We start from the raw sequence: 15,974 nt of genomic DNA on the forward strand, positions 1-15,974 counted from the left end.
ATCGCGAAATCCCCGCATCTGACTGCCATGCGGGGACGGTTCCGGCAAGATGCTGCGGAACTAGCCTTTGATGGCGTAGATGTCGTCGGCGCGGAGGATGACGACCTTCTCACCCTCGACCTCGACTTCGGTTCCACCGTACTTGGCATACAGCACGTGGTCGCCGACCTTCACCGGCATCGGCAGATGCTCGCCCTTGTCGTTGACTTTGCCTTCGCCAACCGCCAGCACCTCTCCACTCGTCGGCTTCTCCTTGTTGCTGTTGGCCAAAACAAGGCCGCCCGCGGTGGTTTCCTCAGCTTCATCCTGCTTGACGATGATGCGATCGCCGATCGGTTTAAGGTTCATGCTTCGAATCCTTTCCTCGTTGTTGACGCCGCCGACGGCGGCATGGTTACCAAGCCCGGGTTGCTTCGCGTTAGCACTCGAGCGTGCCGAGTGCCAAACAACGGTTGAAATCATAGCATCCACCTGGTTGCATGCAAGGAATTTCAAGAAATATGAGTCCAAGTAACTCAACCGTTACTTTCGAAAAAACGCGGGGCACCAACCGGACGAAGGTTGATGCCCCGACTTGGGAGCGGGCGGAATTATGAGGAGGGAGACCGCCCGACCGCGTCTTCGCGTTGACGCCTATTTGTTTTCCGGAACGACGTGCGTTCCGTCTTCGATTTCCTTGCGTGCCCAGAATCCCCAATGGTAGAGTGCGTTCGATTCGGTGATCCTGCCATCGCCCCACATGACGCGCAGCATGCCGCGGTACGGCTGGAAGATCCCCGCGCCCAGGTAGATGTGGGCGATCAGGAAGATCAGCAGCAGGATGAAGAACAGATCGTGGATGAATCGCATCATGATCAGCGTGTCGTTGCTTGCGGCGAAGAAATCGGTGCCCAACCACAGGACCATGCCGGAGATGATCATCATGATGGTGGAGACGATCAGGAACCCGTCGGCCACGCGCTGACCGGATTTCACTTCATCCTGGTCGGGCATGTGCACCTTCTTCGGAGCCAGCATGTAGGGCACGAATTTAGCCATGAACTCGCCATCTTCGGGCGTCCATTTGGTGAAGTACTTGCCCAGAAACGCCTTGAAGCCGCGCGGAGATGCGAGTGCGCTCAGCAGGGGCACGACAAGGAGCACCACGCCGAGCACACGATGGCTGAGGCGAAACGCCTTGACCACGTCGGCGCCGACGGCGGTCGAAAGGGCGGGCACGAAGACGAACAGGCCGGATATGGAAAGCCAGATGATGGCGATGGCGACGACGCCGTGCGTGAACCGCGTTTGAACGGAATGGCGCTGGATATCGCGCTTCTGCATCGCCGCGTATTTCTCGCGGCGCTCATCGTTGGTCATTATCGCTCACCTGCTTCTTTATCGATGTGCTTGATGATCTCGCCCGTCTCGACGTCCACGACATCGTGGGCCTCTTCGTCGTAGCGCATTTCGTCGCGGTGGTACCCTGCACCGCTGATGAAGCTGATGCCCAAGCCGGCGACCAACGCGGCGGCACCCACGCCGGCGATCGGCTTCATGGCGTCGAGTGCACCGACCATGCCGCTCGGTTTCGCATCGGCAGGCAGCTCGCCTTCGGCGATGTCGTAGCCGAGCACCGTGATCATGCTCATGCCTCCCATCTCGTCTTCGCCGTAGATGCAGGCCTTGTCCATGCCCCGCGCCTTCAGCTCCTCGACGCGCTTATGGGCCTCGTCGATGATCTCGTCGCGCTTGCCTATCTTGCGGGCACCCGTGAGGCACGTGGCAACGCAGCTGCAGGTGGGTTCGCCGTTGTCGTCGTCGACGGCGCAGAACCGGCATTTATCCACCGTGTCATCGGCGATATTCACCTGGCGCACATCGAAGGGGCAGACCGAGATGCAGTACTTGCATCCGATGCAGCGATCGAGGTCGACCGATATGATGCCGCGGTCATCGATATGGGACGCACCCGTGGGGCATACGGCCACGCACGGGGAGTCCTTGCACTGCATGCACTGGATCGGCACGATCTGCGTATGCAAGTCGGGGGCGACGCCCAGCTCGACTTCCGCAAAGCGGATGAACTGAACGTCCGGTCCCAGATCATTCTGCTTCTGGCAGGATGTCACGCACGAATAGCAGCCAACGCATTTCGTGGTGTCCATCAACATTCCGTAGTCGTTCATTTAGGCACCCACCTTCTTGACCTTCACCGCTATCTCGTTGCGCATGGAGCCGCCGTATCCGGGTTCCAGCTGGAAATCCAGGAAGTCGGGCGGGTTGAGGCCCACATCGTTGCCGATGTGCTGCTCCTCAACATGGCGGCCGTAGCAGTCGGGCAGGTAGATGACGCCTTCGACGATGCGATCGGTCACGTGCGCATGGGTCTTGCCCGTGTATTTTTCATTCGAGATCTCGATCGTGTCGCCGTCGGAGATCTTGCGCTTCTCGGCATCGGCGGTATTGATCCACGCCGCCGTGAGGTCGTAGCGCTTGGTGATGTTCATCAAACCCTTGACGTTCGAGGTCATGGTGTGGCTGTGGATGGGTTGTTTCGCGGCGATAAGGCGGAACTCGTCCTCGCCGGGCGTGACCGCGGGCGGGATCCAGCTGGGGGTGCGCTGATAGCCGGCTGCCGCTATCTCCTCGCTGACGAACTGCATCTTCCCGGAAGCGGTCTTCCACTTCGGCTTGGTGCCGGAGACGAACGCGGCGTCTTTGAATTTCATCGTGCCCTTGGAGCACAGCTCATCGTAGTCGATACCCGCCGAGTCGAGCATCGCGCGGGAGACCTCCTCGACCGTGAAGTCGAAGTACTGGCCGATGCCGCATGCCTTCGCCAGGCCGACGAAGATCTCATCGACCGGCTTGGTGTTCGGGTACGTCTTATCGAGCACCTGGCAGCGTATGAACACCGTCGGGGTCTTGCCGCCGTCGAACTGCGGGATCTCGGCGCGCTCCAGGAAGCTGGTGTCGGGGAGCACATACTTGCACGCCTTGGCGGTCTCGCTCATCTGGATGTCGATGCAAACGGAAAGCTCGCAGGCCTTCACGCATTCGGCCAGGTACGCGGGGTTGGAATAGCCGCCGACCATGTTCGAGTTGTAGAAGAACATGCCGCGGACCTCGCCGTCCATGGCGGCCTTCGCCGCGGCAAGGGCGGTGCCCGCCTTCGTCATGGCGAGGGGGAACTCCTTCGAGCCCACCTGCTTCGCCGTCGGCTTCGGAGGCGTGGGGAACTTGGCCTCGTCGAGCTTGTACTTGACCGCGCCCGGCGTCAGCGTGACGCCGCCGTCGGCGTTCCATGCGCCCATCAGCCCGTTGAACAGCACGACCGCGCGCGCCAGCTCGCCGGAGTTCACGTAGCTGTTGCCGGAGGGGCCGCGCCAGCCTGGCTCGATGCCGCACGCGGGGGCCGCCTCGGCCATCTGCGTGGCAAGCCGCTTGATGGTGTCGGAGGGGACGCCGGTGATGTCCGCAGCCCACTCGGGAGTGTACTGCTTGATCGCCTCCGCATACTCTTCGAATCCGTACGCGTGCTCCGCGATGAAATCGGCATCGTAGAGGTTGTTCTCGATGACGTGGTTCGAGAGGGCGAGCACGAACGCCAAGTCGGTGCCGGGCTTGATGGGCACCCATTCGTCAGCCAATTGCTGGGAATTGGTGAAACGCGGGTCGACGCAGACTATGCGGGCGCCTCGCTCATGGGCCTTCACCATGTTGGCGAGGGCCGCCGGGCGGACGCCGTCGGCGTAGCTGCGGCCGATGAACATGACCATGTTGGTCTTCCCGAAGTCGACCGACCAGCTCTTCGTGCCGACGACGAGCGTGTAGGCCGACTCTCGCGAGATATTGCATGCCGCGGCATGCGTGTACACGTTTTTGCTCCCAAGAGCCTCCATGAACCGGCGGGTGTACCAGTCGCCCGAGGGACGGGGGTCCTGCACCATGGCAAGGGCGCCGGGGCCGCTCTCGGCGAGGATCTTCTTCACGGATTCGCCGATTTCCTCATACGCCTGATCCCAGCTTATCGCTTCGAACGTTCCGTCATCCTTGCGCTTCAGGGGGTCCTGCAGGCGGTCGGGCGACGTCGCCCATTCCGCCAGGGCGTATCCGCGCGCGCACAGCTTGCCTTTGGCCTTGGCGTGGTCCGCGTCGCCCACCATCCTCTTCAGCTTCCCATTTTCCACATACGCCGTAAATCCGCACTTGTTAGAGCATCCGTTGCATGCCGAGTGCACCGCGCGTGTTTGCCCGGCCTCGCCGTCACCGGATTCCTGCGCCCAGGCTTCGGACTCCACAGAGCCAGCGGCAAGCACGCCTCCCAGCATGCCGGCCGTTCCCGCCAGGAAGCCGCGCCTGGTAACAGTGTGGTCTGTCATGGTCGCCCCTCCTTCTCGCCCTTCTCCAAAGGCAATCTCATCCCAATACCGACCGAGTCGGCCAGTGGGATCGAGGATACTTAAAGATGGTGGGGATGTTGTTAAATAATGTGGATACTATGATGGTTATAGCGTTATTTATCGAATTTAGTCATTAACTAGTGAGTTCGATTCAGTATTAACTGACGATTGATTTCTCAATTCCTCCATTTTCCATATTATTCGCATTTCGCTATAATCCGAGGTTAAGTAGTCTGTTTTTGAAGTAGGCGAGCTACTTCTGGCCGGGTTTCACCAAGCCGCGCTCGTAGGCGATCACCACCAGCTGCGCGCGATCGTGCGCGTCCAGCTTTCCCATGATGCGAGCGACGTGGGTCTTGACCGTCGCGGGGGAGATCACCAGCTCCTCGGCTATGGCATCGTTGCCCATGCCCCGCGCCACAAGGCGCAGTATCTCCCTCTCGCGGTCGGTGAGCTCGGGGAAGGCGTCGCCGACGGTCGTTTGCCGATCGCGCGCTTCGACGAACGTCTCGATGAGCCGCTTGGTGATGGAAGGTTCGATCAGGGCATCCCCCGCGGCAACCGCTCGGATGGCATGTTCGATGTCATCGGGCTCGGCGTCCTTCAGCATGAAGCCGGAGGCGCCTGCCTGCAGTGCATCGTAGACGTACTCGTCGATATCGAAGGTAGTGAGGACGAGGACGCGCACATCGGCGAGCTGCGGGTCGGCGCATATCCGCTTCGTGGCGGATATACCGTCCTCGAGGGGCATGCGGATGTCCATCAGCACCACGTCGGGATGAAGCTTGACGGCAAGGTCGTACGCCTCGATGCCGTTCGAGCCTTCTCCGGCGACCTTGATTCCCTCGTAGGAGGAGAGGATCAGCTTGAAGCCATTGCGCACCAGATCCTGGTCGTCGACGATCAGGACGCGCACGTTCTCGCCGGCGTGCTGGGCGGCATCGGCGGCCAGCACCGCCTCTTCGCTGCGTTTGCGCAGGCGAGCCTGCACCTCCGCGTAATCCTTGCTGTACAACGAGCTTCCGCCGATCAGTTCCTCTGCCATACCGCTTTCGCTCTCCTTCTACTCGGAAGCTTCCATCGCGTGATCATCCGGCTCCTTGAGCGGCAGCGACACCCGCACGCGGAATCCGCCCTCGGGCCGATTGTCCGCCGAGCACCGCCCATGCAGCACTTTGGCGCGCTCCAGCATGCCGATGATGCCGTTGCCGCCCTTGGCGGCGTCTACATCCACGCCGTCGTCGTCGAACGCGTCTGCCGACGGGCGACCCACGCCGTCGTCCTCTACGGTCAGGACCGCCTCCTCGGGGGTGGAGGAGAGAGCGACCCAAAGGTTCTTCGCATGGGCGTGCCGCACGACGTTGGTGATGGCCTCGCGCGCGATGCCGAACAGGGCGAGGTCCGCATATGCGGGAACCCCGTCCGCATTGTACCCCGCCACATCCTCATGGACCGCAAGCCCCGCGTTGCGCGCGTATTGCAGCAGGTCGGGAATGCGGTCGGTGCCGTTGGTCGGCCGGGTCTCCGCCTCCTGGCCCTCGTTGCGCAGCACGCCGATCATGCTTCGGATCTCCTCGAGGGCGGTCTTCGAGGTCTGTCGCACCTGCCGGACCGCTTCGCGCGCCATGTCCGGATCGCGGTCGAGGAGGCGCTCCGCCGCGGCCGCTTGGATGCTCACCGCCGAGAGGGAATGAGCCGTGATGTCGTGGATCTCGCGCGCGATGCGCAGCCGCTCCTCCTCCACGCGGCGGGCGGCCTCGGCGTCGCGCGTCCGTTCCGCCTCCTCCGCGCGCTGGCGGATGGCGGCGACGTAGTTCACGTAGGTGCGCGCGGCCACCCCCGCCACCATGCTCGCGATGACGTACGAGATGTTCTGTATGCGCACGACCGCGGCGACCGTGTCGTTGTCGCTGGGTATGCGGGCGATCAGGAGCAGTATGAACGCAACGATGCCGGCGGTGATGATCTCGCGCTTCGGGCGCTCGTACACGATGGTGAACATGCTGATTGCCGGCCCGATGACCGAGAACGCATAGCCGGGCGAGGTATCCTGCGCGCTGCTGAACACCACGAAGACGAGCAGGAAGCTGGGCCAGGGGAACTTGCGACGGAATACGAGGGGCAGCGTGGTTGCCGCCAGCGCGATATAGGTCGCGGCGCTGGGGTCGCGCACGATGATGCCCACCTGCGAGCGCAGCGAATCGTCGGTGAAGACGATGGGCGACGTCGACAGGTACAGCTGGAGGTATGCGACCAGAAAGGCCGCGCACGCGATGAAGACGTCGATGAGCCAATCCCGCGAGTCCAGATGATCTTTCATGAGGAAGTCCATGCGCACAGTATAGCGAAGGGCCCGATCCCGCCTTCCGCGAGGGGCAGCTCGATCAGAATTCGAGCTCCCTCAGGCGGTCGAATACGATATCCTTGCGACGCAGGAAATCCCACGGATCGAAGATCTCATCCATCTGATCCGCGGTCAGCGTGCACTGCGGGTCTGCCTCGAGCCGTTCGCGATAGGTGGGACCCGGCTTCGCCTGCTGCACATCGCGCCACGTTGCCATCGCGTTGCGCTGCACGATGACGTAGGCGTCCTCGCGCGCGATGCCCGTCTGCACCAACGCGAGCAGCACCTTGCTGCTGAAGATCAGGCCGCGGGTCTTATCCATATTCGCCCTCATGGCCTCGGGATAGGCCTGCAGGCCGTCCAGGATCCACTGCAGCTTCTCGGCGATGTAATCCAGGCAGATGAAGCTGTCAGCCAGCGCGACGCGCTCGGCGCCGGAATGGCTGATGTCCCGCTCGTACCACAGGGCCACATCGTCGAAGCCCACCTGGGCGTTCGCCTTCACCGTGCGCGCGAGCCCGCACACGCGCTCGGCGGTGATGGGGTTGCGTTTATGAGGCATGGCGCTGGAGCCCTTCTGCCCCGACTTGAACGGCTCCTCGGCCTCGATGACATCGGATTGCTGCAGAAGTCGCACCTGCATTGCCACGCCCTCGAAGCTCGATGCCACCGTGGCAAGCGTGGAAAGCACTTGCGCATGCCGGTCGCGCGCGAGGACCTGCGTCGACAGTGGATCGGGGGCAAGGCCCAGATGATCGCATACGTACTGCTCGACGAAGGGGTCGATGCTGCTGTATGTGCCCACGGCTCCGGAGATGGCGCCTGTCGCCGCGACCTCCCGCGCCTGCTGGAGGCGGACGATCGCGCGTTTCATCGCCCACGCCCAGGACCCGAATTTCATGCCGAAGGTCATCGGCTCCGCATGTATGCCGTGCGTGCGGCCCGTGCAGAGCACGTTCTGGAACTCGAAGGCGCGTCGCTTGCATACCTCGCCGATCTGCCTCACATCCTCGATGATGATGTCAAGCGCCTGCACCACCTGATAGGATAGGGCCGTGTCCCCCAAGTCGGAGCTGGTCATGCCGTAGTGCACCCAACGGCTGGGCTTTTCGGCGCCTTCGGGGACCTCGGCATCGATGTATTCGCCCATGCAGGTGAGAAACGCGATCACATCATGGTTGGTGACCGACTCGATCTCGTCGATTCGGGCGACGTCGAAGTCGGCGTGCTCGCGGATCCACGCCGCGTCCTCCTTCGTGATGCCGCTCTGCCCGAGCTCGGCCTGGGCCTCGCACGCGAGCAGCTCGATTTCCTTCCAGATGGCGAATTTATTCTCGTTTTCCCAGATATGGCCCATGGCGGGTCGCGTGTAGCGGGGGATCATGGCATGTCCTTTCAGGAGGAATTGCGATGCAGCAAGTATAAACGTCCCGGCACCGCACGCGGCAATGCTGCACATTTGGCGAACAAAAACGAGTACCGCGCTTGCGGAGGCGGTCTCTTTCCCCAAGGCAACCTGCCGACATTCCGAATATGCGCCGCCTCCGCAGCAATCGCAAGCAATGCGCAACGCCCCAGGTCCGCCCAAGGAAGCCGGCGAGGCGGACCTTGGCGGATGATTGGGGTCGATCCGGGGAAAGCGGGCCGGTCCCCGGCTGCCCTTTTCGCCGAGGGGATTCCGGGTGCCGCCAGGATCCGCCGCAGCATCCGGCGGTTGCGGCGTTCGGAAGAGCGCCGCATCCTACAACTGCCTGATGGCTGCGCGGCCTTGGGCGGTCACGTCTTTGTCGCTCGCCAAAACAACGGTATCGCCTGCGAACAGAAACGTATCCCCGCCGACCACTTCCATGTCATCGTCCTCGTCGCGCGATACCGCCACGATGAGGCACCCTTCCGGTAGGGGAACATCCGCGATCGCCACGCCCTCCTCGGCGTCATGATGCCGGAACCGGGGCACGGTCACCTCGGTGAGCTCGACGTTGCCGTGGGAGAGGTTCGAAAGGACGCTCATGCCCCCCAGCATCGTGTCCTCTTCGATGATCTTCGCGATGATCGTCGTGCTGCTCACGCATTCGATGCCGGCTTCGCGGAAGATGCGCAGGTTCTTCGGGCTGTTCACGCGCGCGATGCAGCGCGGAACATTGAACACGCGCGTGGCGATCTCGCACGATACCAGGTTAGCATCATCCTGCCCGGTGGTGCTCACGAACACGTCCGCACGGCGGATGTCGGCATCTTCCTGATACCGCGACATGCAACCGTCGCCGTGGATGACGAGGAACTGCCCCGAAAGCTCGCTTGAGAGGTGGTCGGCAGCCTTGCGATCCTGCTCGATGATGGCAACCTGGTTTCCGTCGCGGAGCATGACCGACGCCAGGTATTCGCCGATCTTCCCACCGCCGTTGATAACGATGTACATACCGACCCCTAATTCTGAATCCAGCGGGAGAACGAGCCGATGAGCCTATGCCGCACGCAGGCAAGGACGCTGTCACCATGCCCCAACACGCTGTCGCTCGAGGGGATGGAGCTGGCGCGCCCGTCCGCGCGCTCGAAGGCGATGATACGGATGTCATGCGCCCGTTCCAACTGGCCCACGCGGATGCTGGTCATGCCGTTGTCCTTCAGATCCAAGCTGAAGCGGAGCACCTCGAACTCGCCGAAGCTGTCGACGTGGAAACCATGGCCCGAGCTGATCTTGCTGAAGACTTCCTCCGCCACCAAGCTGGTGCCGCAGACGTAGTCGAGCCCCAACTGCTCGTAGGCACGTTCGTGCCCCGGGTTGTACAAGCGGGCGATGACGTGGGGCACGTTGAACAGCCGCGCGGCGACTTCCGCGGTCATGAGGTTCGCGTTGTCGCTTTGCGTGACCGCGGCGACGCAATCGCAGGTTTCCACGCCCGCGCGCCGCAGCACGGCCTCGTCGAAGCCCACGCCCTCGATGACCGAGCCGTTGAACCCGCTCCCCAGATTCGCAAAGGAGGCCGCATCCTTATCGACCACGCACACGTTGTTGTCGTTTTCGGAGAGCATGCTCGCCAGCTGCGAGCCTACCCTGCCGCATCCGACCACGATGATATTGCTGCCCATTCGATGCCTTTCATCTTTTTGGGGAAGTATAGCGCACGGGGACTGGCAGCCGCGGCCGCACTTCGCGCCCCATGGAGTCAACCCCCTTGGGCGCACCGCAGCCGAGGCGGCTAATAGCGGGGAAGCGCGAGCGCGAGCAGCAGGTACAGAAACGAGGTGAGAAGGGGGCTCGTGATGAAAAGCAGCAGCGCGATGATGCGGACGACGATGCTGTCGAGGTGCAGGTACTCAGCGATACCGCCGCATACCCCGGCGATGCGACGATCGACCGTGCTGGCGCGGAGCGTGCCCCGATCGCCCGTGGCGGCGCGGGAGAACTTGCCCGACCTCCATGCCCAGACCAGGTAGACCACCAGGGCGACGAGCGCGCAGGGGAACACGAGGTCGAGGATCGAAAACGCGATGCCGACGAGGAGCCACCACCACCATACGCCCGAATACACGAAGAGCATCGCGGCGGCGCCTGCGGCCACCATGGCCGCGCCCACGGCCAAGAGCGAGCGCTGCCTGCGCGTGTAACGTTCCCACCGCCTAGACATTGAGCGCTCCGTCCTGAGACAGGATGGTGATTCCGATGGGGCCGGCGCCCAGATGGTGCGCGGCGGGGCCGATGTCGACGTAGAAAACCAGGCCGATGAAGCAGAACAGCACCATGATCGACAATGCCGCGACCGCCATCGCCCGGGAATCGATCGCCCGCGATTGGAGGGCCAAACCGGCGAAGATGAGAAGCAGGGGCCAATTCTGATCGAACCATTCGTCCACCCGCAGCGAGATGACGCCGGACAGGGCGAGCAGCGTCACCAGGCCGAGGAACGCCAATGTCCCGCCTTCGACGGTGCCGATGAACGTATACCCGGAGCGGCCGGGGACCACCAAGCGCACGACTCCGAGCGCGATGGCGAACAGCGCCCAGAACCCCACCGCGGGAAAGCCGATGATGACCCGTGAAAGCAGCAGGGTCGCGGCCGCCGACACCACGGCGAGCCCGACAAGCAGCGCGATGAGGATCCCCGTCGCCTTGCGGTCGTGGAACGGCTTTTTGCCACCGGTGCCTCCGCAGGCGGCAGAGCGCTGATCAGGCGCGACATCGACGGGGCACCACACATCGGCCTCCCGGGGAAGCAAAAGCCAGAGGGCGAGGTAGACGAACGCGGCCAACCCGCAGCTGAGCACGGTCAAGGCGACCGCCAGAAGCCGCACGGACGTGGCGTCCACATCCCAATGATTGGCAATACCCCCGCATACCCCGCTGATGGGGCCGTCGTTCGACCGATAGAGGCTATGCGCGCGCCGCTGCGGCATTCCTTCCCTTCCCACCTGCGCCGATGGGAGCAGGCTATTTGGAGGAGTCACCCTCGGCGCCATCATGCGCCGATTCGGGCTGGGAAAGCTTCTCGACGCGAATGACCTGGATGCGATTGCGGCGCATATTCTGCACGGTGAAGCGATAGCCTTCGTATTCGAAGTCTTCGCCCACCTGCGGAATCGTATCGATCAAATCGATGAGCCACCCGGCAATGGTCTCGTATTCATCGGACTCCACCAGCGGAAGCCCGGACTCGACCGCGTCCTCCACCGGAAGGCTGCCGTCTACCAGCCATTCCGTATCGGTAAGCCGCGTGATGTAGCGGCCTTCCATGTCAGTCTCGTCGACGATCTCTCCCACGATCTCCTCGACGATATCTTCAATGGTGATTAAACCACTGACCCCACCGTACTCGTCGACGGCTATGGCCATCTGTTGCCGGTTCGTTTGCATTTCGGAGAGCATCGGGAAGATATCTTTGGTCTCGGGAACGAAGAACGCCTCGGTCGTGTAATCTCCCACCAGGTCATCCTCGCGGTCATCCAGCACCGCCGGCAGGAGGTCCTTGAACTTCACAACGCCGGTGATGCGGTCTTGATTCTCGTGGAACACCGGGAGGCGAGAGTACCCGGTTCCGCGCATGCGGTCGAGCGTCTGCTTCACGGTCTCGTTGTCCTCGGCGAATATGATATCGGTGCGGGGCGTCATGATATCGCGTGCCACCGTCTCGCTCATGTCGAGGATCTCGTGGATCATGCGCTTCTCGTCGGGGAGCAGATCCTCATTGTCCGCCACGAGCACCTTGATCTCGTCTTCCGAAACCGCGTTGTGGTCTTCGGGCGAACCCACATGGAACAGGCGCGCAAGCGCTTCGCTCGATCCTGCCGTCAATTTGACCAAGGGCTTCGCTATCAGGCTGAACGCCTTCAGGCTGGGGGCAAGCGCCATGCTCACCGCCTCCGGATGGGCCCACCCCAACCGTTTGGGGAACACCTCGCCGACGACGATGGTCACGTAGCTGACGATGAGGGTGATGATGACCGTCGCCAAGGGCGCGGAGATATCGGTCAGCCAGCCGACGCCCAAGCTGCGCATCCACGCCGAGAAGGGTCCTGACAGCGTGGTGGCGGAAACGGCGCTGGCGAAGAACCCCAGCAGCGTGATATAAACCTGGATCGTCGCGAAGAGGGCATCCGAATCCTCGCCCACCTCGAGCGCCGCCTGCGCGCGGGGATTGCCCTCGTCACGCGCTTGCTCCAAGCGCATCTTCTTCGAGCTCACCACCGCAAGCTCCGCCGCCGAGAAATAACCGTTGCCCAAAATGAGAACGATCGAGAAAGTAATCGGTATGGCTATGTCCATGTGTGTTGCGCTTCTCCTTTTGGCGACAACGATACCACACCGCAATTTTCTCACGTTCGGACGGCGCTACCCCCGCATTCACTATTTATCAACACCGGAAGGACGGGGAACGGAAAGGCTGCGTCGCCGGAGAAGGCGGCGCGGACGCCGTACCGCATGGGCGCACAAGGCGAGCGACCCCGCTGCCGCCAAAGCGATCGGGTTCGCTAGGCGGAGCAGTTCGTCGCCCGTTTGCGCCAGCTCGGTTTCCGGAACGGGAGGTTTTGGGCCCTTGGGGGCAGGAACGCCCACGGCGACGGGGAAGACGACGGTCTGCCCCTCGTCGTCGATGTCCGCATGGGATGCGAAGAGCTCGTCGCCGTGGAACATCTCCTCGAACGCCACGACCGATGCGCCCTCCATCGCAGTCGAATCGAATTCGAATACGACCTCGACGGCGCCTTCCGCCTGCTCCGCTTCGAATGTCGCATTGGCGGTAACCGGTTCTCCGTCGGAGCCGGCGATTTCCCCTCCATCCTTCATCGCCCCGTCGTCATCCTCGACGGCGCGATGAAGCGAGCCCTGCACGGTATAGGATTCGCCCGGCACGCAACCATGGTACTCCACCACATCGACGAGCCGTACGTTCGTGCCGAGCGTGCCCTCATGGCCGCCGTTCACCGTTGCGGTGGTCCCCAATGATACCGGAGCGTTGGACCGCTCGATTTCCAGCGAGGACCCCGATGCGATCCCGCGTTCGCGCGACGTGATGAGCCCCCGCTCGTCCACGGTGAAGGAAAAGTCCCGGCTCTGGGAGCCATCCGCCCAATAGCCGGCGGGGGATTCCTCCTCGTGCACATGGTAGGTCCCCGGGGCAAGCCGGCTCACCTCGAGCACGCCCGCCCCATCGGTGGCAACCCGCTCATCGTACGCGCCATCGTCGGTCCATATCCGGAATACCGCCCCCGGAAGCGGGGTGCCCGCAGCCGAATCGACCTTCTTCAACCGGAATGTCGTGGGCTCATTCGAAAACGAGCATCGAGCACCGACCTTCTGCGGCCCTTCGGCACAGGCGCCCACTTCGACGCGGTGGGTCTCAGGGTCCACGGCATAGCCTTGGGGCGCCTTCACCTCGTAGACGTCATACGAACCTAGGTACAAGCCGTCGGCGCGGGCCGCGCCCGCCGCATCGGTTGTCAGGTTGGCGACGACCTGGCCGCGCACCGCATGAACCTCCCCGTCGAGGGTGACGATGTCCTCCGCCGCCTGCACCGCATAGCAGGCCCCCGCCAGCGGCGAGCCCGCACCATCCGATTTCGCAATCTCGATGGAACCCCTGAGGGGAGCATCCGCGAACTCCACGACGAGCGGATCGTCCCAGGTGCGGTACTCGGCGGGCACCCCGAAGGAAATTGTTTCCTCCCCCAGCGCGTAGCCGCGTGGCGCCGACACCTCCTGCACGCGGTACGTGCCCTGCTTGAGCATCAACGGAAGCATGACCTCCCCGTCGGCGTTCGTCGTCCATACCTCCTCCGAGCGCTCCTCGGGGTAGCGGGCGGTGTGAACGACCGCATCACCGTTCGCATCGAGCAGGCGGAACGAGCAGATGCCGCGAACCGGCAGGCCGCTTTCGGAATCGACTTTGACGATCTTCAGAGGGGTCTGGGGGATTTTGTCCTCGACCAACGCGGCGGGAGCGTAGCAGCCCTCGCGCGGAATCGACATGCGCCAATCCGGTGCAGCCAGCAGCTCGGTACCGTGCCTTTCCCGGTAATCCGCTTGAACCGCCGGGGGGATGACCTCATGGACCCCGTACGTGCCACAGGCGAGCGCTCCCGACCATCCCTTCGGCACGCTCCAGCCGTTGACCTCCTTACCCGACCGCGTCGAAGCGTACCCGTTTTCGTCGGTGACGATGGTGCACACCACACCGCCGGGGGCGATTTTCGTTTTTCCATCCTCGGGGGAGACCACCGGCGCGGCGCTCGCGTTGATGATTTGGAACCGGATGCCCGCCACCAAAACGGATTCGGGCCGCTGCGGGTCGTTCCCGTCGAAGTCGACCTCGCCCGACTTGATGACGCGGAAATCCCCTCGCTGCACGGAATCTGCCTGGGAGTTGCCCGCAACCAAGGTGACGGGGTCATCGCCCGTCACAAGCGACGTGGCCGTGGGCGCGGGTCCTCCGCAGCCGTCGTCGAGGTTGTATCCCTCGGGCGCGGCGATCTCCCGGATCGTCACGGTTCCCCGGGGGAGGATGGGGCGCCCCGTGGCGCCCGGATAGCCGGTATCGAGGTAGAAGGGATCGCCCGACACCAGATGGCTTTCATCGAACGCCGCCCTGCCGGCGGCATCCGTCTCGAAGACCCACGACCGCGTCGGCTCGCCCGAGGCGTCGCCGTCCATATTCGCATAGTACTTCACGGCGAATCGCGCCCCCGCGAGGGATGCGTTGCCCTGGGCGGAACCGCCGGTCTGCGCATCCACCTTCGAGACCAATGCCTCCACCGGCTGCCCCGCGGGAGCATCCGCTACCGAACCGCCGTTCACGTGGGCGACCCCGCCGGCTTCGATCTCGACGGTATACGTCGAGGCATCGAGGCGGTACCCCGAAGGAGGTTCCGTTTCCCGCACGGTGTACGTCCCGACCGGCAGGGGCTTTGACCGCGCCTTGCCCGAAGCATCGGTCACCAGCGTGTCGCAGGCCTCGCCGTCGTCCGCGCGGGAAACCGCGTAACGGGCCCCCGCGAGCGTATAGCATCCGTTGCCCTTCGTGATCGAGTCGTTCGCCGAGACCTTCGCGATATCCAACGAGCCGTAGGCCCTCCAGTACCCCTCGACCTTGGCCCACCCCACCGTCGCCTGGTCGTACTCGTCGCCCGTGCCGCTGCCGACCTCGTTGTTCACGTACAGGACGAAGACCCCGTGGTACACCGCGTGGGATGCATCCCAGCCGCTTTCCGTCTCATCCAAGACGAGCACGGCTACGTGCGGAGCGGAGGTCGTGGTGTCGTTGTTCGACTGGCAGCAATGGCCGCGGTCGGGAAGGGCGGAAACCTCGATAGATCGCTTGTTGGCGATATCGACATAGGAATAGGCGAAGTTGGAATACCCCCACCCTTTGAAGTTCCCCTTGCCCGCGGCGTTCGAGGCCGTCAGGAACGCCGGGTACTCGAACGGAACGTCATCGTATCCACCCCCGTCGGGAGTCTCGTACAACGTTGCCCGGAAACCCGCGAGCACGTAGCTTTGGAAATAATCGCTCCAGTACAGGTCGCCGTTCGCTTTCGGATCCCCCTGGTTGGCGGCGGGCGGAGCGGCCCATGCCCGCTCCGCGGGGGCTGCCATGCACGCGAAGGCGCCCGCAACGCACAGCGCCAGGGCAAGCGCCACGGCCATCCGCCCGATCCTCCATCGCTTTTCCCGCTCGTCCATAGCCTCCCCCTCATCGGAATACCGGTGGGACGAACCTACCCGACCCATTCCCCGCGCCATCCCGCCCTGC

Annotated in this window: 13 protein-coding genes; all 13 read right to left on the reverse strand. The window is 63.3% G+C overall.

All coding sequences use genetic code 11. The features are described from left to right. Window positions 1–60: 60 nt before the first annotated feature. The 13 genes from groES to NOV21_RS01770 all read right to left on the reverse strand — a co-directional run bounded on the left by groES (window position 61) and on the right by NOV21_RS01770 (window position 15,904). Window positions 61–348: a co-chaperone GroES gene (gene groES / locus NOV21_RS01710; RefSeq protein WP_283169916.1), complete on the reverse strand. Its 288-nt coding sequence runs from the start codon at window positions 346–348 to the stop codon at window positions 61–63. Window positions 349–633: 285 nt separating this feature from the next. Beyond that, window positions 634–1,359, reverse strand: a complete 726-nt coding sequence (locus NOV21_RS01715) for a cytochrome b/b6 domain-containing protein (RefSeq protein ID WP_283169917.1) — start codon at window positions 1,357–1,359, stop codon at window positions 634–636. Continuing rightward, window positions 1,359–2,168: a 4Fe-4S dicluster domain-containing protein gene (locus tag NOV21_RS01720; RefSeq protein WP_283169918.1), complete on the reverse strand. Its 810-nt coding sequence runs from the start codon at window positions 2,166–2,168 to the stop codon at window positions 1,359–1,361. The genes NOV21_RS01715 and NOV21_RS01720 overlap by 1 nt, the downstream gene beginning before the upstream one ends. Further along, a complete protein-coding gene (locus NOV21_RS01725; RefSeq protein ID WP_283169919.1) occupies window positions 2,169–4,364 on the reverse strand; it encodes a molybdopterin-containing oxidoreductase family protein in 2,196 nt (731 codons plus the stop codon). A gap of 274 nt (window positions 4,365–4,638) precedes the next feature. Further along, window positions 4,639–5,430, reverse strand: coding sequence for a response regulator (locus NOV21_RS01730; RefSeq protein WP_283169920.1), 792 nt, complete (start codon window positions 5,428–5,430; stop codon window positions 4,639–4,641). An 18-nt stretch (window positions 5,431–5,448) separates the two neighbouring features. Further along, window positions 5,449–6,705 (reverse strand): sensor histidine kinase, encoded by a 1,257-nt coding sequence (locus NOV21_RS01735; protein WP_283169921.1) that lies wholly within the window; start codon window positions 6,703–6,705, stop codon window positions 5,449–5,451. A 64-nt stretch (window positions 6,706–6,769) separates the two neighbouring features. Next, complete coding sequence (gene purB / locus NOV21_RS01740; protein ID WP_283169922.1) at window positions 6,770–8,113, reverse strand: adenylosuccinate lyase; 1,344 nt, start codon at window positions 8,111–8,113, stop codon at window positions 6,770–6,772. Between the two features lie 357 nt (window positions 8,114–8,470). Further along, window positions 8,471–9,148, reverse strand: coding sequence for a potassium channel family protein (locus NOV21_RS01745; RefSeq protein WP_283169923.1), 678 nt, complete (start codon window positions 9,146–9,148; stop codon window positions 8,471–8,473). Between the two features lie 8 nt (window positions 9,149–9,156). Beyond that, a complete protein-coding gene (locus NOV21_RS01750) occupies window positions 9,157–9,819 on the reverse strand; it encodes a potassium channel family protein (RefSeq protein ID WP_283169924.1) in 663 nt (220 codons plus the stop codon). Window positions 9,820–9,929: 110 nt separating this feature from the next. Beyond that, a complete protein-coding gene (locus NOV21_RS01755; RefSeq protein ID WP_283169925.1) occupies window positions 9,930–10,358 on the reverse strand; it encodes a PspC domain-containing protein in 429 nt (142 codons plus the stop codon). After that, window positions 10,351–11,124, reverse strand: a complete 774-nt coding sequence (locus NOV21_RS01760; protein ID WP_283169926.1) for a PspC domain-containing protein — start codon at window positions 11,122–11,124, stop codon at window positions 10,351–10,353. The genes NOV21_RS01755 and NOV21_RS01760 overlap by 8 nt, the downstream gene beginning before the upstream one ends. A 34-nt stretch (window positions 11,125–11,158) precedes the next feature. Beyond that, window positions 11,159–12,490, reverse strand: coding sequence for a hemolysin family protein (locus tag NOV21_RS01765; RefSeq protein ID WP_283169927.1), 1,332 nt, complete (start codon window positions 12,488–12,490; stop codon window positions 11,159–11,161). Window positions 12,491–12,571: 81 nt separating this feature from the next. Beyond that, the gene (locus tag NOV21_RS01770; RefSeq protein ID WP_283169928.1) at window positions 12,572–15,904 is read right to left on the reverse strand and encodes a SpaA isopeptide-forming pilin-related protein; all 3,333 of its coding nucleotides are present in this window, start codon (window positions 15,902–15,904) and stop codon (window positions 12,572–12,574) included. Window positions 15,905–15,974 lie beyond the last annotated feature (70 nt).

Origin of the sequence: Curtanaerobium respiraculi, assembly GCF_024609215.1 — a bacterium.
Taxonomy (GTDB): domain Bacteria; phylum Actinomycetota; class Coriobacteriia; order Coriobacteriales; family Eggerthellaceae; genus Curtanaerobium; species Curtanaerobium respiraculi.